The following is a 24132-nucleotide window of genomic DNA, read 5'->3' as shown; positions in this document are numbered from 1 at the left end:
GCTCACGCCCCCTCTTCCTGGCCGGCAAGGCGTTGCCGTCTTGCACGGCGTGCCTGCGACCATTCCACCACCATCACCTGCAGCGCAGGCGCCACGATCAGCAGCATGATCGGACCCAGCAGCATGCCGCCCACTACCACGGTGGCGAGCGGACGCTGCACCTGGCTGCCGATGCCTTGCGAAATGGCGGCGGGGAATAGGCCGATGCAAGCGGAGAAGGCGGTCATCAGCATCGGGCGCATGCGTTGTTCCGCGGCCAGGTACATCGCTTCCAGCGGAGGTTTGCCTTCGAACACCAGATGATTGAAATAGGTGATGACCAAAATGCCGTTCATCACCGACACGCCGAACAGCGAGACGAAACCGATCGCCGCCGACACACTTAGGTTCAAGCCGGACAGATAAAGCGCGATGATACCGCCGGCAATCGAGAATGGAATCGCCGCCAAGGTAAGCAGGCTGTCGCGCAACGAATTGAACAGCGTAAAGAGCAGCGCGAGAATCAAGCCGATGGCGATCGGCAGTACTACCGCCAACCGTTGCTTTGCTGCCTGCATATCGGAAAACTCACCCGCCCAACTCAGGTGATAGCCGCTGGGTAGTTTCACGTTCTGCGCGATGCGTCGCTGCGCTTCTTCCACCGTGCTGCCCAGATCGCGGTCACGCACGCTGAATTTCACCGGGATGTAGCGCTCGTTGCGTTCGTGATAGATGTAGGAGGCGCCGGTATCGAGCGAGATGTTCGCGACCTCTCGCAGCGGCACATACGCCGTATTCCCGGCGGAGTTCGTATAACCCACCATGATGTTGCCGATGGCGTCAATGCTCGATCGGTCTTGCGAGGCCAGTCGCACGACTAGCGCAAATTGTTTTTCGCCTTCCTGCACCGTGGTTGCTTGCGCACCAGCCAGTGCGGCTTGAATCACCGTATTGACGTCACCGGTGTTGAGGCCATAACGCGCTGCCTTGGCGCGGTCGACGGTGATATTGAGGTTGGGCTGGCCCAGTACGTGGAATACACCCAGATCCTGTACGCCGCGTACTTGCTGCATCTGGTGCATCACGTCATCGGCGAGCTTTTCCAGTTCACCCAGATCAGGGCCGAGAATCTTCACCGCGTTGGCGCCTTTCACGCCGGACAGCGCTTCTTCCACGTTGTCCTGAATGTATTGCGAGAAGTTGAAGCCCACGCCGGGAAATGCTGCGTTGAATTGCTGCTGCAAACTGGCGATCAGCTTGGCCTTGCTGTCGCCGTTTGGCCAGTCGCCTTCCGGCTTCAGCGGCACGAACAGTTCCACGTTGTAGAAGCCTGCCGCATCGCTGCCGTCGTCGGGGCGGCCGTGCTGCGACACGACGGTGATCACTTCCGGATGCGATTTGATGATGTGCCGCATGCGATCGACCATCTTCATGCCGGCGTCCAGCGAAATGGTTGGCGGCATACTGGCGCGGATCCACAGGTTGCCTTCCTCCAGCGAGGGCAGGAACTCCGTGCCGATGCGCGGCAGCAGCAAGGCGGCCAGTAGCAGAAAGCACAAACCCAAGCCCACGGTGAGCTTGCGCCGGCGCAAGGCCCAGCGCAGCACCGGCGAATAGACGCTGCGAATACCGCGCACGAAGATCGTTTCAACCTCTTTCACGTGCTTGGGCAGCAATAGCGAAGCGAGCACAGGCGTAACGGTGAAGGTGGCGATCAGTGCACCCGACAAGGCGTACGCGTAGGTGCGCGCCATCGGGTTGAAGATCTGCCCTTCCACGCCCTGCATGGTAAACAGCGGGATAAACGCTGCCACCGTGATCGCGGAAGAGAACAGTACCGCGCGATCCACCTGCATCGCACTCACGTAGAGCATGCGGATGTGGTCGGTCCAGCCATGGCTTCCCGGACCCGTGGGGCCGGCGCCGCCGCGGCTTTCGGCGTAGTAGTGCAAGAGTTCCTGCTGCTCTTCCTTGCCGGTTTGCAAGTTGCGGAAGATGTTTTCGATCATGATCACCGCCGAGTCGACGATGATGCCGAAGTCGACCGCGCCCACCGAGAGCAAGTTGGCCGAATCGCCGCATGCCACCAAGATAATGATGCTGAAGAACAGCGCCACCGGAATGTTCGCGCTTACGATCAAGGCGCTGCGCAGATCGCCCAGGAAAACCCATTGGATCAGGAATACCAACAGGCAACCGAAGAGCAGGTTGTGCAGCACCGTATGTGTGGTTACCCCCACCAGGCTCGAGCGGTCGTAGAACGGTACGACTTTCACGCCTGGCGGCAGTGTGCCGTCATGGTTGAGCCGATCCACTTCCGCTTTGACGCGTGCGATCACCTCGTTGGTGCGTTCGGTGGGGTTCATCACGACAATGCCGGTGACGACGTCGCTTTGATCGTCGCGTCCGGCTTTCCCCAGACGCGGCGCACTGCCCACCGAAACATTGGCAATGTTTTTTACCAAGATGGGCGTGCCATTGTTTTGAGATAGCACCACGTTCTTGATGTCGTTGGTATCGGCGATCAGGCCGACGCCACGCACATTTACCGATTGCTGGCCGAGGTCGATGGTGCGTCCGCCGACGTTTTCATTCGCATTACCCAGCGCATTGACGACCTGCGGCAGCGTGAGCTTGTAGCCTTCCAGCTTCGGCATATCCACGTCGACGTGGTATTCCTTGGTGGTGCCGCCCCAGGTCACCACCTGGCCCACGCCGGGCACCGACAGCAGGCGATGCGATACCACCCAATCCTGCAGCGTGCGCAGGTTAGTGAGGCCGAAATGCGGCGGCCCCACCAGTTGATAGCGAAAAATCTCGCCAACCAGGCTTGACGCCTGGATTTGCGGTTGCACGTTGTTGGGCAGGCTGACGTTCTGCTGCAGATTGATCGCGGTGCGCGTGTAAGCGAAGTTGTAATCCACGCCGTACTTGAAGGTCACACGCACGAACGACAAGCCATAGAACGAGGTGGAGCGGATGTTGTCCACGCCGGGCGTGGTCGCGACACCTAGTTCCATCGGGCGCGTGTAGAGTCGCTCCATTTCTTCGGCGGACAAGCCCGGTGCCTGCGCGGTGATTTCCAGAATCACCGGCGCTGGATTGGGGTAAGCCTCGATGTTGAGTTTGTTGTATGCCATCAGGCCCGCGGCGAAAAACGCCAGCAGGGCCATCATGACGACGGAACGTCGGGACAGCGCAAATGCGATGATGCCTCGTAACACGGGTAACGCCTTTATTCGAAGGTGAGGGCGATGCGCGGAAGCTGGCGACTCAATCGTCGTCCGGCTGCTGCGACAGCATGTTGTCGAGGAATAGCGCACCTTCGCCGGCAACGCGTTCGCCGGCTTTCAGTCCATCGAGAATCTGGTCCATGCCTTGCTGGCGCTTGCCGACCTTCACCATGCGCTGCTCGAAACGGCGACCGTCCTGCGTGACGTACACCATGGTGGTGCCGTCACCTTCGCGCACCACCCCGTCTTCGGGTACGGCAGGCGAGTGTTCCGCCATGGCCGTCTGCACGGCGACGTTAGCCAGCATCTGCGGACGCAGCATGCGATCCGGATTGGGAATGTCGGCCCGCACAAGGACAGTGTGCGTATTTGGATCGACGGCGCTGGCGATGTAGCTCACTTCGCCGCGCAGCGTGCGACCCGGCAAGGCCGGGAGCGTGATGGCAAGCGGTTGATGCAACTTCAATGCAGCGGCATCGTCCTCGGGCATGTTCGCTACTGCCCACACGCTGGAAAGATCAGCCACGGTGAAAGGCGTGGGTGAACCGCCGGGTTGCACCAGATCACCTACTGTCAGTGAACGATTGGCGACGATGCCGTCGAACGGACTCAGCATGCGCAGCTCGCCCTCCACCTTGCGCGTGGCGAGCAAGCGGTCGATATCCGCCTCGCTCTTGCCGAACAGCAACACGGTCTTGCGTGCCGCGCGGTAGCTTGCTTCGGCGGTTTGCTCGTCGGAGATCGCCTGTTCTACATCTTTTTTTGCGCTGGCCTGGATGGGCAGCATCTTTTGCGTGCGCTCGAGCGTTTTGCGGCTCAGGGTCAGCACGCCATCCGCAGCGAGCAGGGCGGATTCGGCTTGCAGAAGATCAGGGCTGTCGATGGTGAACAGCAGTTGTCCTTTGCGTACGGTATCGCCTTCTTCCGCAGCGACGCTGGCCACGCGTCCGGCATATGGGCTGGAGACCTGCGCGATGCGGCCCTGGTCATAGTCGATGTAGCCGACTGCTGGACGCCAGGTATCGAACGTGTGGGTGCCTACGTCGATCACTGACACCTGTTTGGCTTGTGTGTCGGTAAGCGTGACACTGTGCGTGTCGGCGCCAGTGTTGGCGGCCGGTGCCGGTGGTGTGCGATGAGCCAGCCAGATATAGCCGAGGCCGCTGACGGCGGCGACGGCGATGGCAAGGACAAGAAGGCGTGCGTGCTGGGAAGGCATGAAGCGGTCTTGATTCGCTGCGGGGGATGGGGGCAGGCTTGCGCCTGCTTGACCATAGCGGCGGATGTGCGCGGGACATAGTTACCGTTTGGAAAGGTTGCTTGTCGGTGCAAGGACCGTGAAGATCAGGCTTTTGGCAATACCATGCTTACCTTCAACCCAGGCCGCGCATTTTCCAGCTTCAACTCGCCGTGATGCAGCGACACCACCGCCGCCACGATGGAAAGTCCCAGTCCATTGCCACGCTGGCTGCGGCTGTCGTCAACACGAAAGAAGCGTTCGGTGGCGCGGTTCATGGCATCCGGTGGCATGCCTGGTCCGTTGTCCTGTACCACGACGTGGACATGCTGTTCGTCCTGTCGGGCGGAAACATGGATGGATGCGCCCTGGCCGGCGTATTTGAACGCGTTGTCCAAGAGATTGGCCAGCACATTGGCGATGAGGTCGCGATCGGCCAGTACGGCGGACGTACCTTCGACGTGCACGCTTAGCTGCATGCCCTGTGTTTCGGCGACTGGCTGATAAAGCTCCATGAGATCGTCCAGCACTGCGCGTAGCTGCAGTATTTCGAACTGCTGTCTACGCACGCCGGATTCGGCCTCGGCGATTTGCAGCAGCTTTTCGAACACCCCGATCAAGGTATCGATTTCGTCGATTGCATAGTGCGCGGTGCGCTGCCAGCGTTGCGCTTCGGCGGGTGGCTGCAGGGTTTCTTCCAACGCGCTGCGAATTCTTCCCAACGGCGTGCGCAAATCATGGGCGATGGTGTTTGAGACGTTGCGGGCGGTCTCCATCAGCCGTTCGATATCGTCGAGCATGCGGTTGATGTCGCGTGCGATGCCGGCCAATTCGTCCTTGGCTTCGCCTGCGGCAATACGTCGATTGAGGTTGCCGGCCGAGACGTCTTGCGTGGTGGTTTGGATCGCCGTCAGGCGTGCTTGCAGCTGTGTGCGGAACAGCAGCGCGCCCAGCATGGCCAGTAATAAGCCCAGCAGGCCGCCGATGGCAAGCGCGCTCAGGATCATCTGCTCGAGCTGACGCTGTTCCTGCAAGTCGCGCCCGACGACCAGCAGGCTACCGTCGTCGAAGCGATGCACCAGCAAGCGGCTGTTGGAGTTGCGCCCGAGGCGTTCCACTTTCGTTTTGGTGAGCTTATCGGCAGATTCAGGCAGATATGACCACGCAGTGAGATTGCCGATCAGCTTGCTGCCTTGCGGATCGAGCAACAGGTACTCTTCGGTTTCCACGTCCTTGTCATCGGTCAACAGCGTGTGGATAGCCTGCAGCAGCGCCGCTGTGCCGTTGCGTTCGTGCACTTGCTCCAGCTGATGGGCGATGGCGACGATCTGCTGGTCGATATTGCGTTCCAGCAGGCCGGCGGTGCCGATGTAGAACACGGAGGAGATGATGCCGATCGAGAGCAGGAACAACAGGCCATAGCCCAGCGCGAGACGAAAGACGATGGAGTGGCGCAGGCTAGTCATGCGACGTTTCGTCCAGCGGCTGGACCGTGTAGCCGACACCGCGCACGGTATGAATCAGCGCGATGGGAAAATCGCGATCCACCTTGTTGCGCAGACGGCTCATCTGTACGTCGATGACGTTGGTTTCAGGATCGAAGTGATAGCCCCACACGGCCGCCAGCAGCCGCTTGCGAGTAATCACCTCGCCCTGGTAACGCACCAGGTATTCCAGCAACTGGTATTCGCGCGGTTGCAAAGCAATCGGCTTGCCGTCGCGATAGGCGCGGCGCGTACGTGTGTCGACTGACAAATCGGCCACATTCAGCACGCTTGGGTTCGCGGCGACGGAAGCGCGCCGGCCGAGTGCCTCGATGCGCGCCAGCAGTTCCTCGAAGGCGAAGGGCTTGGTGAGGTAGTCGTCACAGCCTTCGCGCAGGCCGCGCACGCGTTCATCCAGGCCAGCCAGCGCGCTCAGTACCAACACGGGTGCGTGATTGTCCTGCGCGCGCAATGTGGCAAGCACGGCTAGGCCGTCGATGCCGCCCGGTAGCATGCGATCCAGCACGATGACGTCCCAGGCGCCGTTGCCGGCCTGCTGCAATCCGTTGGCACCGTCGCTGCACAGTGTGACTTCGTGCCCTGAACGCAGCAGGCCGTCGCGGATGAAGCGAGCGGTTTGCACGTCGTCTTCGATCAGCAGGCAGCGCATGCGCGACATCGTCTCGGCGGGTTCAGCATGCGCACTAGACTAACGCAGGCAAAAAAATACGGGGCCGAAGCCCCGTATGTGCAGCGATGCAGCGACGTGCCGGTATCAGTAACGCGGCACGCTCGCATCGATTTCGGCTGCCCACGCATCAATGCCGCCATCCACGCTGTACACCTGCGTGAAGCCATGCGCGGCGAACTGCTCGGCAACACCGCGGCTGGAGATGCCGTGGTGGCACATGAAGGCGATCGGCGTGTCCTTGGGCAGGTTGGCGAGTGCGGCGTGGCCTTCTTCTTCCAGGATGCGCGCTTGCGGCAGCGGTGCGGCGATGGCGCGGCCTTGTGCAGGACGTGTGTCCACCAAGGTGATATTGCCGGCGGCGAGGCGGTTCTTGAGTTCCTGCACGCTCATCGACTGCACGCCGCCAGCAGCACCGGGAAACTTCAGGCTCAGGCCTTCGCCCTGCATGGTGGAAACCCAGTCGATCACGATGCCCTTGGCGCGCTGCGCGCTGGCCGGATCGAAGTGCACTTCGATGCCGTTGGCGGTGACCACGATGTCGTGCTCGCTGGCGGGCGCAAGCTGGAAGCCGGCGCTATGGTCCGGGCCGATTTCCAGATGCAGCGCCAAGCCCTGCGCATTGGCCGTGCCGCTGCGGATGGCGTCGGCGGCCTTGTCGGTGATGGTGATTTCCGGCGGCGTGCGATCTGGCGCCGAGACCCCGAACAGCTGATGCAGTTCGCCGCTGCCGTACATCTGCCGAATGATGTCGGCGCCACCGACCAGTTCGCCGTCCACGTAGAGCTGCGGAATGGTCGGCCAATTGCCGAACGCCTTGATGCCTTCACGGATTTCCTGATCTTCCAGCACGTTGACGGTGTGGTAATCCGGCAGCAACTCGTTGAGCGTGTTGGTGGCGGCGGCGGAAAAGCCGCACATCGGCTGGTAGCGGGTGCCCTTCATGAACAGCACCACGCGGTGGTCTTTCAACAGGGTTTCGATGCGATCGCGGGTGGCGGATTCAAGCGACATGAGAGCGGGGACTCCAGCAGAGAAGGGGCCAATTGTAGCCCTTCGATATGCTGGCGGCGCGGCAGGGATCAAGGCCGGTTCTGTAGATTGGGGTGCAAACCCCAACACTGCCGTGCTAACGGCTTCGCTTCGTGATGTTGGGGTTTGCACCCCAATCTGCGGGGCGGTTTCAGGCCGCCGGCTTCAGTTCTTCCAGTTCTTCGTGCTTCTTGCGCCGGGCCAGTGGTGCCAGCGCCAGCGCCGCCATCGGCGAGGGCTGTACCTGCTCAAGGCTGGCGTGCCCCAGGGCGGTCGGCTGCTCGCTCCAGTGGATCAGTTCCATCGCGCCCTGTTCGTCCTCGATCAGCGCGGTGCAATGTTCCACCCAGTCGCCGTCATTGAGGTAAACCACACCGTCGATGGTGCGCACCTGGCCGAAGTGGATGTGGCCGCAGATGTGGCCGTCCACACCGTGTTCGCGTGCACCGGCGGCGACGCGTTCTTCATAGGCGCGGATATACGCCAACGCCTTGCCGATGTGCGATTTCACGATGATCGACAGTGGCAGATACGGCATCGCCATGCGGCGGCGCCAGGCGTTGATGCGGCGGTTGCCCCAGCATACGAAGCGATGCATCGCTTCGCCCAGATGCAGCATCCAGCTGCGGCCGATCTGCTCGGGATCGTATTCATCGCCGTGGCTTACACGATAGCGGCGGCCATCGGCACCGACGTGGATCGCGTTCAACTCAATGCGCACGCCGCAGATGGATTGTCCCACCAGGCCGCGCAGTGCGCAGTCGTGATTGCCGGGAATATAGATAACCTCGATCCCGCGACGCGCCATATCCAGCACTTCGGCGATCACGGTGCCGTGGTCCGGATGCCACCAGCGGCGGCGGCTCAGGGATTCCAGGTCGATGATGTCGCCCACCAGATACAGCTGCTGGCACTGCAGATTGCGCAGGAAATCCAGCAGGTAGGCTGCTTTGCAGTCCGGTGTACCCAGATGAACGTCGGAAATGAAGGCGCTTCGGCAGCGAAGGATGGCCATGGCACGACTCCCCGGTTGGTTGCCGGGATCACAGTCTGCCGCTGGAACGTCACCGTGCGATGGCGAAAAGGTTGCAAAGAGGTTGCCGTGGCTCCTTTTTCCTGGAATGGCAGTGTGCGATAAACGCTGGCAGGGAAGGGGAGGCGGCCATGAACACATCTGCCGAAACGCAACGCGCACAATGGCGCGCGGCAGCGCATGCCTACCTGGAGCGTGGCGACCTGCAGCAGGCCGGGCAGTTGTTCCAACAGGTGTTGGACGAGGTTCCGGGTGATCTGGAAGCCCTGCAGGTGCTCGGTGCGGCACAACTGGCGGCCGGGAATTTCTCTGCGGCAGTCCAGGCATTGCGGCAAGCCGTGCACCAGGCGCCGGAGCTGTTCGTGGAGCGATTGCGGCTGGGCATGGCGCTGGAGCACCTGGGCCAGCCACACGACGCGTTGACGGCCTATTTCGGCGCCTTGCGTACAGCGCAAAACCAAGGGCGATGGCTTAGTAATGAAACCACCGCCCCCGGTCTGCGTGACGCGGTGAGGCATGCCATGCGCTACGTCGATATGGGGCGGCTGGCATGGTTTCGTCGCATGCTGGAGCCTTTGCAGCAGCGTTATGGCGTTGACGAGATGCGACGAGTCGAGCGTTGCCTGGACGCCTATCTCGGTGAGCACGCCGTGTCGATGCCCGATCCACGCCAGCGGCCGAAATTTCTCTATTTCCCCGACATTCCCAGCCAGCCCTATTACCCCCGCGAACGCTTCCCGTGGCACGACGCCTTGGAGGCCGCCACGGACTGGATGCGTGAGGAACTGCGCAGCGTGCTTGCACGCGAACAAAGCCTGGAAGCTTTTCTCGGCGCGCCGCCGCCGGGGCAATCACAGCAAGCGATGCTGCAATCATCCGGATCGCAGCCCGCTGCCTGGGACGCGTATTTCTTCTACCGGCATGGCGAGCGGTATGACACAAACGCCGCAGCTTGCCCACGCACGGCGGCTTTGCTGGATAGCTTGCCGCTGACCCGCATCCGCGACCATGCACCGGAAACACTGTTCTCTGTGCTGAGTCCAGGTACGCACATCTTGCCGCACACAGGTGTGACCAATGTACGACTGGTAACGCACCTGCCGTTGATCGTGCCGCCCGATTGCGCTTTGCGCGTCGGTGGCGAAACGCATGTCTGGCAAGAAGGGCGCTGCGTGACATTCGATGATACGTTCGAGCACGAGGCGTGGAATCGCAGTAGTGAAACGCGCGTGGTGCTGATTCTTGATAGTTGGAACCCTGATCTCACCGAGGCCGAACGTGTGGCTGTGACGGCGTTGATCGGGGCGATCGGCGATTTCAATCAGGATAGCGCTGCGTAAGCAGCGGGCAGATGGCTGGTTTCGTGCGCGCCGCTGACACTTGAACGCGTTTGCATGCCATGGCTGGCAGCACGGTGCTTCGTCGATGTCGTCGTGCAGCGCGCGACTGCAAACGCCTACAGACACCCGCGCAGCGCATGGGTAGGGTCGATGCAACTTTTTTCATTCCAATGGCCGATGCCAAGGACGATGACGATCTTTTCAATGGGTGCACGCGCTGGCATGGCGTGGCTCATGCTAGCGATGATGTTGCTGTTGACAGCCTGCGACATGCCGGCGCCGCAATCGAACTACAACGTGGTCGCGTTCTTCAAGGATCCGAAGGCGCAAGCTTTGGCGATCGCCGCCGAGCATGGCAACGCGGCCGTCGTGCAGCGGCTGATGAAGCAGGAGCATGTCAATCCGGACGTGATCTTCAGTGAGGATGCCTACGACAGCGGCATGCCTCTGCTGGCATGGCCGATCTTTACGCAAAATCCGGAGGGCTTGCAGGCGATGCTGGAGAATGGGGCCAATCCGAACGTGAAACTTTCGTACCAGACGCGGGATCGTGGTATGCGTTATCACGGCAACGCGATGGTATGGGCGGCCAAGCAGGACGATCCGGTCTACCTAAAACTGCTGCTTGATCACGGTGGTGATCCGGATACGCGCAACGCGAATGATGAGACGCTGTTGTTCCAGGCGTTTATCTGGCACAACCAGTGGCAGAACGTGCAGTTGCTGGTGGAGCGAGGGGCGGATATCAATGCCTTGAGCCAAGGAGTGCCGATAATTCTCAATTATGCAGCCTTGGGCGGGTTTCAGCAGACTTACTGGCTGCTGCAACATGGCGCTGATCCAACCTTGCAGCACTTGGTAAAACAGCCACCGCCACCGGCGCCACCCATTAATCCAGTGATTGAATCAATCTTCTGGCATCCCGGGAATCCGAGTAACCCAACCTGGCAACGCATGTGCCAGCAATGGTTATTGCAACACGGCTATGAACGGCCGCCCATGCCAGACCACATGCGTGAAATGCGCAAGAACCTTGGCTTTCCCTACGAAGAAAAAGACATCCCGTTGTTGTAATGCCGACGATCAAGGAGCGACATGAGCGGTTCCATCGACCATCAAAAAGAGCAGCATCTTCTGCGAGAACTTCGCGCGAGTCATGACCCTGTATCTCAGCGGCAGGCGGAGCTGTTGCAAAAGGCGTATCACGACCGTGAAATGGCGGCGCTCAGCAAAGACGTTTACGAGACCGCTAAGGGTGAAGGCCATCCGCCGGAAGGATGGATACGCGCCAGCGAACGTCCAGACGTACTGTATAAGTATGCATCGCAGCTGGGTCTGAGCAGCGAGAAGATGCTCAATCTACTCAAACCGGAAGAGTCCGGCTTCCGCGCCGAAATCTACATACCGGACCCGAGGGTGCTCGGTCCCGGTTACAAGCCCACCGCGGTCTTCAAAGGTTCGTCTGGCCAGGTGCTGACCTCCAATGGCCTGCGCGATACGACCACGGAGGATTTCCTCGCCAACAATGGTCCGCAGGCGATAGGGCTAGAAACGGACTATTACGTCCGCGCTATGAATTTAGCGGCGGAGTTGAAAATTGCGCATGTGGATTTCGAACTCGCCGGCCACAGCCTGGGCGGCGGCCTCGCTTCAGCCGCTTCAGCCGTCACCGGCATGCCCGCCACCACGTTCAATGCAGCCGGGCTGCACCCGAATACCGCCGCGCGTTATGCCGGGCAGCACGGCTTGCCGGTATACGACGTCAGCCAGCGCATCACCGCTTACCAAGTGCAAGGTGAATTGCTCAATGACGGCTTGCAGCGCACGGTTCGCGACATGGATGCCAGACAGCGTGGCGAGCTGGCACAAACCCTTGAGCATCTGAGTCGGGTGGTGAACGAGGTGCCGCAAGGCCGTGCATGGCTGGCGCAGCAGTTGCAGCAAGGCGTGCCGCCGGTATCGCAACCTGCGGTCCACGCGTTTGTCGATGCGCTTGCAGGGAGTGATGCCGATCGTTTGCTGCGCGATGTGCCGCTGGCGGCCGGGCAGGTGGTGCCACTGGCGGCCATGGCTTGGCGTGACGAGCAGCCGGTGACGCGCGAGTATGTACCGGGTCTATCGGAAGTGATTGCGCGGCACGAACCCGTGCTCGCCATGGCGCGTGATCTTGCAAGCGCCGCCGACCTCGGTGCGCGTGCAGGCACCCTGGCGCAAAGCGCACACACGTTGACGGTGTCGCATCTGGAAACACAAGCCGCGATGGCGGAGAGGCTAAGTGAACGCGGTGCACATCAAGTGGATGCGACGATCCAAGTGGCCGGCACCGCCGTGCAGGCGATTCAACATGCGGCAGGGGCCAGCCTGATCTACGCCCGTGAAGCCGAGGCGAAGCTCGAAGCGCAGTTGGACCGCGGCATCGGCCAAGCGCGGGCGGCGGGTGCTGCGCTGGATGCCAACGTGCTGCGCGGCATCGGCCATGTGTTGCCCGAGGATGCACAGCCGTGGATGCAACGGCAGGCCGACCAACTGGAGCGTGCCGGCGAGCAGGCGCGCCGTGATGGGTTTGCCCAGGCAGAGCGAGCGCTCGACGAAGGCCGGCGTACATCGGCCGACTATGGCGAGATCGCGCGCTCCGCGCAGCACGCCACGCAAGCGGTTGCCACGCAGATGAGCGAGTTGAGCCATGCAGCCATCGCCGCGCCGGGCCATTGGGCAGCGCAACAACTGCATACTGCGAGTGCGATGACGGTACGGGCGTCCGAACAGATGCCGGCGCTGGGTGCGATGGCCGGTGCCGGTGTGCTGGCCTGGGAGCATTTCCGGCCCTTGCATGCCGCTCGGGCGGCGCAGCTGGCCGACGCCATGACGGACGGCAAACAGGCGGGCGCGGAAGCGGTTGACCGCCATCTGATGCAACCTACCGTGTTGCCCAGCATGGACGCCTACGTCCAGAAGATGGAATACGGAGCCACACAAACCTTGCAACAGCCAGCGGTGCGCTCGCACGAGCCGGGTTCGCCAAGCCAGGCGCACACCACGAAGGAACTGGGCTTTTCGCAACGGCTGGACCGCATGCTGGCCGCCGCCGACATGGGTGATTGGCAGCAGTTCGACCGGGATACGCAGGCCATGGCGAGCCTGAGGCCTGGCCGGGAGATGTGGTCGCACACGGTGCAGATGGCCACGATGGAGGACAAGTTGATCGCTCAGCAGGAGGCGCTGCAGCAGTTGCAACAGCAAGTCGTCCAGCAACAGTCGGTCAGCCACAGCCGCGGCATGTGCCGCTGACAACGTAAGGAGGAGGGCAGTATGGAAGCAACGGATTTGGACGAATTGACCAGCAAGACCTCGATGCTGATGATGCGGTTCGAGCAGCGTTGCCAGGCGGTGGAGCAACAGCTCCAGGTACTGGCTCACGATTTGCAGTACCTCAGTCGGCAACTCCCCGAGGTGGTCAGGCACACGGCGGATAGCGCGCTGCGCACCGTGCCGGACAAGGTCAAAGGTGGCTTGCAGCAGGCCATCGACCATCATGAGCAGCAACTGCATGCGGTGGGCCGTGAGGTCGGCCAGGGTGTCGCGCAACTCGGCCGGGAAATGGCCCGCCTCGAAGGCCTGCACCGCATGCTGGTGTGGAAGGTGGTGGGCGTAACGGCCGCATGTCTGGCGCTGTTGCTGGTGGGGGGCATGTGGCTGTTGATCCACTATACCGGCGTGATTCACGACAAACAGCTTTCTGCCGAGACGCTGAAAATGTACAACGCCGCGGATGTGGTGGAGTGTGACGGCCGGCTGTGCGCCAACGTGGATGCCAAGGGTGCGCATTACGGCAACCACGGCGAGTACGTGCCGATCAAACCACGTTGAAGAGGCGTGTCTGCGCTTGGCATCGGTAGCGGGGCGATGATGTTTATCAGTACGTAGGCCGGGATGACATCCCGACGCTCTGGTGCTTCTCGATGCGCGAATTTCAGCCCAACCTACGAAGACGATGATGCTGTGTAGCCCAGCCGCTCCATGACCGGTCGCAATATCGGCAACACCGGTTCGAACATTTCCCGATAGGCATGCCAGCGATGCACCGCACGGTTGTGGATGCCCTGTGTCACCTGCGCATAACTGGGTGTGCTGATGTAATGCTTGCTACGCGCGTGCTCGGCAAAGTGGGTTAGTGGGATAGGATCGTCAAGCTCAAGAAAGTGCCCCAGCTTGAGCACGTGTTCATCGAAGCGATTCACCACCGACTCGTAGCGCCATTCCAGCACTCGCGGGGCAAACACTTCGGTCTGGTTGAACCAATGTTCGAATGCGCGGACATAACCGTGTGCAAGCCGCTGCAGCGAGCTGCACAACACCATGAAGGCGGGTGAGCGGAAGGACTGCATATAGCAGCTCAGCAACACATCGCAAGGATGGCGTAGACACAGAATGATGCGTGCTTCCGGGAACAGTCGCATGATCATCGGCAGGCACAGCATGTTGAGCGGATTCTTGTCGACCAGCCGCCGCGCGCCCAGGTCGGGCACGACCTTGTTCACCATGCCGGCATAAACGGCGCGCAGTTGATCGGCTTCCGTTTCAGTAAGGTCGGCGAGGGCGGATGGATAGGGCTGCCCGGCCAGGCTCATGCGCTCGGTCAGCTCATACATGAAGGCTCGCTCGTCCATCGCGCAGAAATCGGGATGCGCATCCAGCATTTGCTCCAGCAACGTCGTTCCCGAGCGTGGAAAGCCGACGATGAAGACAGGGCTTTGTTCGCTGCGCGGCGGCTTCAGCGCTGTCCAGCGGTCATGTTCAGGGCGGCTGACGGATAAATCGGCCATCGCAAGCGGCGGGCTGTCGTTGGCCATCAGCTCGGGAACGATGGTGCGTGCGATGCCAAGTTGCACTTCGTGTGCGTGTTGCAACGCCTGCCAGGCATCGTGATGACGTGCCTGCTTGTCGCGAGCGGTGGCGAGGCCGAAAGCGGCCTGCACCAGTACGTCGACATCATCGCTCGTCGCCATGATGCGCTCATAGAATTCCGCTGCACGTGACGTATCGGCCCGTCGTGCTGCGACAGCGGCGTGCGCCAGCCAGACGGCGCAGGAGAGTTGCCGGTGATCGGTGGGCAAGTCGTCCAGCGGCAGGTTCGCCAATTCGGCTTCGGCCAGATCGAGACGATTGGTGCGCTCATACAGCGCCGCGCGCAAGGCCGTGATGCGCTGGCGCATCACGCAAGCCGTATCGTCATCGGGCAGCACGGCTTCTTGCAGCGTGCGAATGGCTGCGTCCTGCTGGCCAAGTGTGGACAGCATGCTTGCCAGCGTCAGCGCTTGCTCGGCGGGTTGCGGCGGCCAGTGGGCGGCGTTTTCCAGCATCGCTTCTTCGCCGGTATTGTCGCCGCACACATGACAGGCGTGCGCCGCTTGCAGGCGTGCTTCGATAAAGCCAGGCGCAAGCTGCACGGCTTCTAACAGCGATTCGCGCGCAGCGCCCCAATGCTTTTGCTGCAGATGAAGCAGGCCGAGGTTGTAGTGCACGTCGGCCTGTTGCGGAGCAAGCACGAGCGCTCGTTGCAATGCGTGCTTGGCACTGGATGCATCGCCTGCTTCACGCGCTGCGAGCCCTAGGTTGTTCCAGTATTCGAAGGTATGCGGTTGCAGTTGTGTCAGCCGCGTGAAGAGCGGCAAGGCTTCGTGCAAGCGATTGGTAGCGCGGAGTGCCAACGCGCGCAGCAGCAGGGTGGTTTCGTCATCAGCCGGAGCTTCGCTCAGCGCCAGCACGCGGGCCATATCGCCTTGGTTGAAGGCGCTGAGCAAGTGCTGGCTCTTCAATGCATCCACGTTTCGTGCCTCTATTCGATGCGTCGCTCCCTCCCCGATGTGCAGGGGAGGGAGTTGATGATGGCACGAAGCACTTGTTTGCGGTTTAGAACTTCACCGTAGCCCGCGCCCAGTAGTAACGACCAAGTACGTCATAGGTTGCCGTATCGACGTTGTAGTTCGGGCCGTTCTGGTAGATCAGCGGTGGTGCCTTGTCGGTGATGTTGTCCACGCCGAACTCGAAGCGCGTCTTGATCGCCGGCACGTTGTAGGCAATTTGTGCCGAGTGATACAGGATCGAGGCCATCGGCGCGCTTGCACCCGTCAGGATGTCGGCATTGAGGTCGGTCATGTGATTGATGTAGCGCGTTTGCCATTGCGCACTCCAGTTGCCCAGCGACCAGTTGAGCGTGAGCGTGCCGCGCCAGCGGGCGATGCTGCCGAATTGTTGCGTGTAGGTTCCTGCGTAGTTGACCGTATGCGCGCCGGGCTGACCCGGTGTGGCGTCGTTGTAGAACGAGCCGGTGTAGGTGGTATTGAGGCCCACCTTGAAGTTGCCGGGGTTGAACCCGCCGACATCGAAGTGCGGGATCGTATAGCTGGTGCTGAAATCCACGCCGCTGGTGCTGAGGTTGCCCAGGTTCACCACTGGCGTGCTCATGTAGTAGATCGCGCCGGCCAGTGCGTTGCTGCTGGGGTAGCGATGGATGAAGTTGCAGTACGGGCTGCTGTTGTTGTTAAAGCAGGCGTCGAGCACGGTCTGTGCCGCCAGCGGCGTCAGCATGTCATGCAGGTTGATGCGCCACACGTCCACGGTGGAGGAGAAACCCTCCAGCCAGCTCGGCGAATACACCAGGCCGAGGTCGAAGGACGTGCCATGTTCGGGCTTCAGGCTGACGCCCGCTGGCTTGCCGCCGGAGGTGTAGGCAGTGACCTGTGGGATGGGGTTGCCCGCCCATTGCGGTGGCACGTATTGGCAGGCTGCGGGGTGCGCAGCCAGCGTCGCGGCGCTCAGGCCAATGCAAGGATCATTGACGGTGGGCCCGCCAATGGTGAGACCGTCGTCCAGTTCGTTGAGGTTGGGGGCGCGGAACACCTGCGTCACCGTGCCACGTATCAGCAGATCGGCCACCGGCCGGTATTCCAGTGCGAGCTTCTTGTTGGTGGTGGTGCCGGAGGTGCTGTAGTCGGAGGCGCGGATGCCCACATCCAGATTCAGTGCATAAGCACCCGGCTTTTCCGATAGCAGCGGGATCAGTGTTTCGGCGTAAAGCTCCCTCACGCTGATACTGCCGCGACCGGGCGAGCCGCATGCTTCGGCCAGCACGGCGCAGGTGGCGGTGCCGGGATTGAGAATGGCATCCGGCGTCACCGTGTAGTTCATCGAGTTCCAGCGGTATAGCGCGCCGGTGGAGAGTTCCATGGCGCCGGCGGGCAGATCCCATAGTTCGCCGGATGCATTGAACTGCATCTGCTTCATCGTATTGGTGAGGGTATAGACCGGCGAATCCACGCCCTTCTGCAATAGTGCCGTCACTGCCGGATCGGCCTGATTGAAGATGTTGCCGCCTCCGTTGATCACCGCCTGGAAGTCGGCAATGTTCACTTCGTTGTAGTTGGTCTGTTGGCGATTGGAGTAGCCGTAGTTAAGGCTTGCATCCCACAGCCAGCTGCTCTGGCCGAAGTGGCCACGCAGTCCGGTGTTGAGCTGGAAGTTATCGGTGTTGAAGGTATGCAGGCGCGTGCCCAGTCCGGTGAGGCGCTCGCTGATCACGTAGCTGGTGCCCGTGTAGCCGGGCGGTGTGCCGAAGGTGACGCCGAACGGATTGATCGGATTATTCGCCGCTACATACCAGCCATCGCTGGTGCTGGTGGGTGCCGGGGCGTCCTGGCCGGAGGAATTGGTGCGGTTATAGAACACGTTCGCGAACGCGGTGAGGTTCGGCGTGATGTTGTAATTGCCGAGCACGAAGAAGTTCACGCGCTTCTGCTCGGTCTGGATGTAGTTGTAGGCGTTGTAGTTGAAGGTGTCGTTGGAGCCGCCATAGCAGCGGTAGTCGCTAAGGCTGTTGCCGCTGCCGCGGGCCAGGGTCACGTAAGCGTTGCCCGCGGCGTTCACATTACAACCGCCTGGCGTGAGTGCTGCCGGAACCAGGATGCGTCCAGTAGGAATCGTGCCTGAGCCTTGCGGTGTGGGGACGCCGCTGGACAGATACAGCGCGCGCTGCGAGAAACCGCGACGCAGGGCCAGCGTTGGGCTGTATTTGTTCCAGTCGATGCCGGCCACGATGTTGCCGTCTGCGCCGCTGGCGCCGGTGGTGAAGTTGAAACCGCGCCGCTGACTGTCGCCATGGCTGGAAATGCCGTCATTGATGCTCACCTCCGCGCCCTTGAAATCCTTGCGCAGATGGAAGTTCACCACGCCGCCGACCGCATCCGAGCCATACGCGGTGGATGCGCCTTCCGCCAACACATCCACACTCTGGATCATGTTCTGCGGAATCATGTTGAGGTCCGCGTTGGCCATGCGCTGGCCATCCACCAGCACCAGGGTGCGGTTGGTCCCCAATCCACGTAGCGACACGCGCGAGGCGCCGTCGCCGCCTTCCAGCGTGGGGCTGGCGCCGCCGCCGCCGTTGCTGTTGTTGGCCGGGTTGGTGGCGTAGCCGGAAACGCTGGGCAACTGCTGCAGCACGTTGCCCAGCGTAGGCGCGCCATTGGCGGTGATGGCACTGCGATCCAACGTCACCACGGGGCTTGCGGTTTCGGTGTCGACGCGGCGAATCAGTGAGCCGGTCACCGTGACTGCTTGAAGCGTCTTGGTCTTGGACGGCTGCGATTGATCGCTACTCTGTGTGTTCTGTTGCGCCGAGTTGTTCTGCTGTGCCCCGGCGTCCTGTGCATGGGCTACGACAGCTGATGAAGCGATGCCGACGGACAATGCCAGACGTACCGCCATGGACAAGCGATTGTAATGAGCTTGCATGATGTCTCCCCGAATAAATGGCCGCAGAGGAGCATCGGTGCAACGAGGGCTGTGAGCTGTTTTCCCTTGCAACAGCTAGACGTGCGAACGCCTAATCAGTCCTCATAAACTGCAAGTTGCCCCAACGTCCCCTGATGGCAACTGTTTCAGGAAATTGACGTGGAGTAAATACTTGCGGTGCCATTTGAGGCGCTGGAAAAGCTGGAAAGTGAATCTCGTTGGTTAGATTGTGCAATTTTGCGCAAGATAGATGCGCGTGTCGGCCGGAAGACGACGACTCAATCAGCGTGCAATGCTGCGGTGACCATCGGTTCGATGGCGTCCGTCCACAATGCATATTGCGCGCCAGCAGGGTGCAAGCCATCCGACGCAACCAGATTCGCGTGCTCGCGCGAGATACCGGTGATGTTTACAAACGGCGCGCCGGCCTTGCTGGCTTCCTCGCGTGCAATCGCATTGAAGGTATCCAATTCGCGGGCGATTTGCGCGCGGTCGCGTCCGCTTGCATAACCGAATGGCGTGACGCCCCAGTCGGGAATGGAAACCACCACCACACGTCTGGCGCGTCGGCCGGATAGTGTCACGGCACGTAATAGCAGTGTATGGAACTGCTCCCGATACTCTTCCGCCGGGCGGCCGCGGTATTGGTTGTTCACGCCGATCAGCAGAGTGACCAGATCGTACTCAGCCGCGAGTACGGCCTGGTCCATGCCGGCAGACAGCTCATCCGTCGTCCAGCCGGTCACGGCGATGATCTGTGGATCATCGATGGCAATAGCCTGCTTGCGCAGCTTTTCCACCAATTGCATCGGCCAACGTGCCTGGGCAGGCACGTCTTCGCCGATGGTGTACGAGTCACCCAGGGCCAGATAGCGCAGCGGCATGGATCAGACGGCAGCCACGGCGGCGCGGGGAGCTTCTTCTGCAGCTAAGCGTTCCAGTACGCGCTCCATGCGCACGAACACTTCGCGCAATTGCGCCGGCTGCGGCAGCAGGGTGAGGCGCATGTGCCGGCTGTTTGGCACGTTGAAGCTGGTGCCTGGCACGATCAGCACAGATTCCTCTTCCAACAGGCGCAACGCGAATTCGTTATCGTTGAAGTCGGCGATACGATCGCTGCGCACGCGCGGGAACGCGTAGAGCGCACCGCCTGGTGATACGACATCCAGATAGCGGCTGGATGCGACGCCGTCGAGGATCGCCTGCCGCGCTTCATGAAGACGTCCGCCGGGCGACGTGAGTGCGTTGATGGTGGGTGCGTCCTGCAAGGCCGGAATCACCGCCCACTGTGCGGTGACGTTGGCACAGAGACGCAAGGCAGCCAACAGTTGCAGCGCATCGCGGTATTCATGCGTGCGCGCCGGATCGCCGGAAAGACTCAGCCAGCCCACGCGGTAACCGCAGGCGCGGTGCACCTTGCTCAGGCCACCGAAGCTGAGGCATGGGTGGTTGCCGGCTACGTCGGCCAGTGGCTGGAACGGCGTGCCGTCGTAGAGGATTTCGTCGTAGATCTCGTCGCACAACAGCAACAGGCGATGCCGCGCGGCGATCTCTACGATCTGTTCCAGCAAGGCGCGCGGATACACGGCGCCGGTCGGATTGTTCGGATTGACCAGCACCAGCGCACGCGTACGCGGGGTGATCAGGGCTTCCATTTCTTCCGGATCCGGCATGTGCCGGTTCTCGGCGAGGCAGCGGTAGTAGCGCGGCACACCGCCATTGAGAATGGTGGCAGCGCTCCACAGCGGGTAGTCCGGGCTCGGCAACAGCACTTCATCACCTGGCTGCAACAGGGCGCGCAGGCTCAGATCGATCAGTTCGCTGACGCCATTGCCGATGAAGATGCGTTCCACCTGCGCATGGCGTGCGCCGCGTGCGCGCTGCTGCACGGCGATGGCTTCGCGTGCCTCTTCCAGGCCCTGTTCGTGACCATAAGCTTCGCTTTCATGCAGATGCGCGGCGATGGCCTCACGCAGGTGGGCCGGTACCGAAAAGCCATAACGGGCCGGATTGCCGATGTTGAGCTTGATGATCGGCGTTCCCGCCGCTTCCAGTTCACGCGCGCGACGAGTCAGTGCGCCGCGGATTTCATAGCGCACTTCGGCCAGGTGCGCGCTGGGCTTGATCGGGGACAACGGTCTAAAGTCCTTTAACGAAACGGGAAAGCCGGTTTGCTGCCGGCTTAACGATCCTAACAGCGTGTTCGGGCGCCGTGGGGCTGGAATGTGGCAAAAAGCGGAAGAGCCTTTGCACCAGGTGGCATATGCCCATTGGATCGTACCGGGTCCCGAGTCCGTTCGAAGATGGGCATAATCCCACTTCATGACCGACGCGCAGACCATCCAACGGCTTCGCCACATCGGCTGGCGGGACCAGGACCTGCCGGGCGAGGGCCGGCGGCTGGCGCGCGTGGTGGCGCAACACCGTGCCGGCTACGAGCTGCATGACGGCGGGCAGGTTTTCAGCGCCCAGCCGGCCGGCCATTTCCTCAAGCGCGGGCTGGACCCGGCCGAACGCCCGGCGGTGGGCGATTTCGTGGAAATCGAACCGGGCAAGCCGCCGCACATCCAGATCGTGCAGCCGCGACGCACCGTGCTGTCGCGTGCCGCGGCCGGGGAACGCTACGAGCGGCAGGTGATCGCCACCAATATTGATTACGTGCTGGTGCTGACCGGCCTGGATGGGGATTTCAATCCCGCCCGCATCGAGCGCTACCTGTCGCTGGTGGAGGGCTCGGGCGCGCAGCCGGTGGTGGTGCTCAGCAAGCCCGATCTCAATGAGGGTGTGGAAAACCGTATCGCGGAACTGAAAATGCGCCTGCCTGAAGGCACGCCGATCCACGCGATCAACGGCAAGGACCCGGCCAGCGCATCGGTGCTCGCTGTTTACTTGAAGCCGGGCGACAGCGCGGTGCTGGTGGGTTCGTCCGGCGCCGGCAAATCCACCCTCACCAATACGTTGCTCGGCAGCCAGCACATGGCCATCGGCGACGTGCGCGGCCACGACAGCCGCGGACGTCACACCACGACTTATCGAGCCTTGTTGCAGTTACCTAGTGGCGGTTGCCTGATCGACACACCGGGGATGCGCGAGCTCAAGCTCACGGGCGAAGAAAATCTCGACCTGTTCGCCGACATCGACGCCCTGGCCGAAAACTGCCGCTTTGCTGATTGCGGCCATGGCAGTGAGCCCGGCTGCGCCATTCAAGAAGCCTTGCACGATGGCGAACTCACGCCCGAGCGCTGGCGCAATTACCTGAAATTGCGCGACGAACGCGAAGAACAGGCTAACTTGCTCGAATCGCGCTTGCGCCGCCAGCGCGGCGGACGCCCAACGGTCAAGCCACATGGTCCACGCGGTTCGCGTGACCGGGAGGGATGGTGAGTACCATCGCAGAAAAAGTTATTCCGGCCGGTCTTGAAGCGTATGCCGCACTCGACAAGCGCCTGCTGCTGGCGGTGAAGGGGATCAACATCCTGTCGACCGTGAGCTGGCCGGCATCGCTGGAAGACCGCATGATCGAAGCCTACGGCAAAGGTCAGTACGCTCTGCCGGAAGTGGGTTATCACAAGCCCGATCTCTCCGAGGTGCGCAAGGAACTTGAGGCTATCGAAAAAGAGGCGGGCGACGGCGATCCCATTCGCGAGTATCTGCGCCGCACGGCCGAATCCTGGCGTGTCGCCGCTGAAATGCTCGAAGCCGTAGGCACCGAAGGCGTTACTGCGCCATCCATCCAGCTTTATGGACGCCCAGGCGACGCCATTCCAGGCAGCCATTACAGCAATCTCGACGCGGCGCGCTACTTCGTGGAGCTGTCCGACGAACTTGGCGCGGATATGGCTGACGACGACATCGTCACCAACATCTCCTCCGAGTTGTTGCGCAAGGATCTGTCTACCGCGCTGGATGATTTCTTTGGTCACGGCGTGATTGCGGTGGAGGTGGACAACGATCTCACCGCCAAGGCGGCGGCCGGTGCCACCCGCATCCGACTTCGCGGCGGTACGCGTTTCAGCCAGTACGACCGTCATCAACTGCTCAATCACGAAGCCTACGTGCACTCGCTCACGGCGCTGAATGGCCGCGAGCAGCCGGTGCTGGCGTCACTTGCGCGTACCTCGCCGCGCGTCACGGCCACACAGGAAGGTCTTGCCGTGTTCGCCGAGTTGATGTCGGGTGCGATCGACATCGCACGGCTCAAGCGCATCAGCCTGCGTATCCTTGCGCTCGACATGGCGCTCAACGGCGCGGATTTCGTCGAGGTGTATCGCTACTTCAACCGTTGCGGCCAAAGCGTGGGAGACAGCTTCCATTCCGCGCAGCGTGTGTTCCGCGGTGTGCCCTTGTGCGGCGGCTCGGCGTTTGCCAAAGACAACGTGTATCTCTCTGGCCTGATCGATGTGCATACGTTCTTCCGCTGGGCGTTGAAGGAACGGCGTATGGATCTGCTGCGCTATCTTTTCGCCGGCAAGCTGACGCTGGGTGATGTAATGAGCCTGGAGCCGTATTTCCAATCCGGCGCACTCACTGCGCCGCGCTGGTTGCCACCATGGATGCAACATGTGCATGGACTGGCCGGCAAGCTCGCCTTCTCGCTGTTTATCAATCGCGTGCGGATGTCAAAGGTAGAGGCCGAAACCTTGTCAACCGGTTTGTGAGGGTGCCAGGTCGGCATCGGGCTGATTGACGAAGATCAGCACACCCAGGATCGCCATGTAGAACCGGAAGGCACCTTCCTGTCCGTTCCACGTCTTCGACTGCCACATGGCGAACCACTCCCCGCCGACCACCATGAAGCCGAAGAACCACACCAGGAAGCCCATCACGCATCCGGCCGTGACCCATTTCTTTGCGGCGTTGAAGTTTGCGCCGTCTTTGTGGCGAGCCCGCCACATGGCGACAGTTCCGCTGAGCAACAACAGGTAGGTGGAGCCTTCCGCAGCGATGATCAGCCAGTAGCTTGCGTGCCATATCGCGGGACTGGTCATGGCACGGCCCATCAGCGCATTGCCGGGGAAGGTTGTATCCATCGACAACACATGCTGCACGAACAGGAAGTTGGAGCCGTAATCGACGATGTTGTCGAACGTCACGATGAAAGCGAATGCAGCTAGCGCGAGTGACAGCAGGATCTTGGCGAGGCGGGTGGTCATGGCTTTCGTCGTGGCATGGATGTGGCAGCGAGTATCTGCAGGTGTGTCTATCGGGAGCAATACCCGCTTTGATTCCCATGACTACATAGGGGGCATGGGTGATCTCAAAAGATATGAGTCAACGCCTGCATGTCAACGGGGTTTACTCCGATGGTGCATCACG

General features: G+C 61.4%; 17 protein-coding genes. 6 read left to right on the top strand and 11 right to left on the bottom strand.

Features of this window, described 5'->3' with window-relative positions; genetic code table 11:
* Positions 1-2: 2 nt before the first annotated feature.
* The 6 genes from IEX75_RS22685 to IEX75_RS22660 form a co-directional block, all read right to left on the bottom strand.
* The gene (locus IEX75_RS22685) at positions 3-3203 is read right to left on the bottom strand and encodes an efflux RND transporter permease subunit (RefSeq protein ID WP_188798075.1); all 3201 of its coding nucleotides are present in this window, start codon (positions 3201-3203) and stop codon (positions 3-5) included.
* A 49-nt stretch (positions 3204-3252) separates the two neighbouring features.
* On the bottom strand, positions 3253-4431 hold the full coding sequence (locus IEX75_RS22680) for an efflux RND transporter periplasmic adaptor subunit (RefSeq protein ID WP_188798072.1): 1179 nt from the start codon (positions 4429-4431) through the stop codon (positions 3253-3255).
* 125 nt (positions 4432-4556) lie between these two features.
* A complete protein-coding gene (locus tag IEX75_RS22675; RefSeq protein ID WP_188798070.1) occupies positions 4557-5915 on the bottom strand; it encodes a HAMP domain-containing sensor histidine kinase in 1359 nt (452 codons plus the stop codon).
* Complete coding sequence (locus IEX75_RS22670; protein WP_188798068.1) at positions 5908-6603, bottom strand: winged helix-turn-helix domain-containing protein; 696 nt, start codon at positions 6601-6603, stop codon at positions 5908-5910. Before IEX75_RS22670 ends, IEX75_RS22675 begins: the two co-directional genes overlap by 8 nt.
* A 105-nt stretch (positions 6604-6708) precedes the next feature.
* Complete coding sequence (gene grxD, locus IEX75_RS22665; RefSeq protein WP_188798066.1) at positions 6709-7635, bottom strand: Grx4 family monothiol glutaredoxin; 927 nt, start codon at positions 7633-7635, stop codon at positions 6709-6711.
* Between the two features lie 169 nt (positions 7636-7804).
* Entirely contained in the window at positions 7805-8668 is an 864-nt protein-coding gene (locus IEX75_RS22660; RefSeq protein WP_188798064.1) for a UDP-2,3-diacylglucosamine diphosphatase, read from the bottom strand.
* 149 nt (positions 8669-8817) lie between these two features.
* Between IEX75_RS22660 and IEX75_RS22655 the strand changes: the two genes are divergently transcribed.
* The 4 genes from IEX75_RS22655 to IEX75_RS22640 all read left to right on the top strand — a co-directional run bounded on the left by IEX75_RS22655 (position 8818) and on the right by IEX75_RS22640 (position 13893).
* Positions 8818-10026, top strand: coding sequence for an aspartyl/asparaginyl beta-hydroxylase domain-containing protein (locus IEX75_RS22655; RefSeq protein WP_188798062.1), 1209 nt, complete (start codon positions 8818-8820; stop codon positions 10024-10026).
* A 204-nt stretch (positions 10027-10230) separates the two neighbouring features.
* Positions 10231-11100, top strand: coding sequence for an ankyrin repeat domain-containing protein (locus IEX75_RS22650; protein ID WP_229721037.1), 870 nt, complete (start codon positions 10231-10233; stop codon positions 11098-11100).
* Positions 11101-11121: 21 nt separating this feature from the next.
* Entirely contained in the window at positions 11122-13314 is a 2193-nt protein-coding gene (locus tag IEX75_RS22645; protein WP_188798060.1) for a Tle-like phospholipase domain-containing protein, read from the top strand.
* A 21-nt stretch (positions 13315-13335) separates the two neighbouring features.
* A complete protein-coding gene (locus IEX75_RS22640; RefSeq protein WP_188798057.1) occupies positions 13336-13893 on the top strand; it encodes a relaxation protein in 558 nt (185 codons plus the stop codon).
* Positions 13894-14006: 113 nt separating this feature from the next.
* Here the strand turns inward: IEX75_RS22640 and IEX75_RS22635 are convergent, their stop codons facing one another.
* The 4 genes from IEX75_RS22635 to IEX75_RS22620 form a co-directional block, all read right to left on the bottom strand.
* On the bottom strand, positions 14007-15851 hold the full coding sequence (locus tag IEX75_RS22635; protein ID WP_229721036.1) for a tetratricopeptide repeat-containing sulfotransferase family protein: 1845 nt from the start codon (positions 15849-15851) through the stop codon (positions 14007-14009).
* An 85-nt stretch (positions 15852-15936) separates the two neighbouring features.
* Entirely contained in the window at positions 15937-18816 is a 2880-nt protein-coding gene (locus IEX75_RS22630) for a TonB-dependent receptor plug domain-containing protein (protein ID WP_188798032.1), read from the bottom strand.
* Between the two features lie 278 nt (positions 18817-19094).
* Complete coding sequence (locus IEX75_RS22625) at positions 19095-19700, bottom strand: SGNH/GDSL hydrolase family protein (protein ID WP_188798030.1); 606 nt, start codon at positions 19698-19700, stop codon at positions 19095-19097.
* 3 nt (positions 19701-19703) lie between these two features.
* Positions 19704-20951 (bottom strand): aminotransferase class I/II-fold pyridoxal phosphate-dependent enzyme, encoded by a 1248-nt coding sequence (locus tag IEX75_RS22620; protein WP_188798028.1) that lies wholly within the window; start codon positions 20949-20951, stop codon positions 19704-19706.
* Between the two features lie 187 nt (positions 20952-21138).
* On the opposite strand from IEX75_RS22620, the gene rsgA reads away from it, so the two are divergent.
* Positions 21139-22200: a ribosome small subunit-dependent GTPase A gene (gene rsgA, locus IEX75_RS22615; RefSeq protein WP_188798026.1), complete on the top strand. Its 1062-nt coding sequence runs from the start codon at positions 21139-21141 to the stop codon at positions 22198-22200.
* Positions 22201-22205: 5 nt separating this feature from the next.
* A complete protein-coding gene (locus IEX75_RS22610) occupies positions 22206-23474 on the top strand; it encodes a peptidase MATCAP family protein (protein WP_229721046.1) in 1269 nt (422 codons plus the stop codon).
* Here IEX75_RS22610 and IEX75_RS22605 read toward each other — a convergent pair.
* Positions 23460-23969, bottom strand: a complete 510-nt coding sequence (locus IEX75_RS22605; protein WP_188798022.1) for a DUF2165 family protein — start codon at positions 23967-23969, stop codon at positions 23460-23462. The two genes, IEX75_RS22610 and IEX75_RS22605, sit on opposite strands and share 15 nt — an antisense overlap.
* Positions 23970-24132 lie beyond the last annotated feature (163 nt).

Source organism: Dyella nitratireducens (assembly GCF_014642835.1).
GTDB classification, from domain to species: Bacteria; Pseudomonadota; Gammaproteobacteria; order Xanthomonadales; family Rhodanobacteraceae; genus Dyella_B; species Dyella_B nitratireducens.
Note: the sequence above shows the minus strand (reverse complement) of the source record. Positions and strands in the feature narration are given on the sequence as shown.

Excerpts from the sequence above, each read along its gene's own strand:
- IEX75_RS22655 (WP_188798062.1), top strand. The coding sequence starts at position 8,818 with ATGAACACATCTGCCGAAACGCAACGCGCACAATGGCGCGCGGCAGCG.
- rsgA (WP_188798026.1), top strand. The coding sequence starts at position 21,139 with ATGACCGACGCGCAGACCATCCAACGGCTTCGCCACATCGGCTGGCGG.
- IEX75_RS22680 (WP_188798072.1), bottom strand. The coding sequence starts at position 4,431 with ATGCCTTCCCAGCACGCACGCCTTCTTGTCCTTGCCATCGCCGTCGCC.
- IEX75_RS22630 (WP_188798032.1), bottom strand. The coding sequence starts at position 18,816 with ATGCAAGCTCATTACAATCGCTTGTCCATGGCGGTACGTCTGGCATTG.
- IEX75_RS22650 (WP_229721037.1), top strand. The coding sequence starts at position 10,231 with ATGGGTGCACGCGCTGGCATGGCGTGGCTCATGCTAGCGATGATGTTG.
- IEX75_RS22645 (WP_188798060.1), top strand. The coding sequence starts at position 11,122 with ATGAGCGGTTCCATCGACCATCAAAAAGAGCAGCATCTTCTGCGAGAA.
- IEX75_RS22625 (WP_188798030.1), bottom strand. The coding sequence starts at position 19,700 with ATGCCGCTGCGCTATCTGGCCCTGGGTGACTCGTACACCATCGGCGAA.
- IEX75_RS22670 (WP_188798068.1), bottom strand. The coding sequence starts at position 6,603 with ATGCGCTGCCTGCTGATCGAAGACGACGTGCAAACCGCTCGCTTCATC.
- IEX75_RS22660 (WP_188798064.1), bottom strand. The coding sequence starts at position 8,668 with ATGGCCATCCTTCGCTGCCGAAGCGCCTTCATTTCCGACGTTCATCTG.
- IEX75_RS22675 (WP_188798070.1), bottom strand. The coding sequence starts at position 5,915 with ATGACTAGCCTGCGCCACTCCATCGTCTTTCGTCTCGCGCTGGGCTAT.
- IEX75_RS22605 (WP_188798022.1), bottom strand. The coding sequence starts at position 23,969 with ATGACCACCCGCCTCGCCAAGATCCTGCTGTCACTCGCGCTAGCTGCA.
- grxD (WP_188798066.1), bottom strand. The coding sequence starts at position 7,635 with ATGTCGCTTGAATCCGCCACCCGCGATCGCATCGAAACCCTGTTGAAA.
- IEX75_RS22640 (WP_188798057.1), top strand. The coding sequence starts at position 13,336 with ATGGAAGCAACGGATTTGGACGAATTGACCAGCAAGACCTCGATGCTG.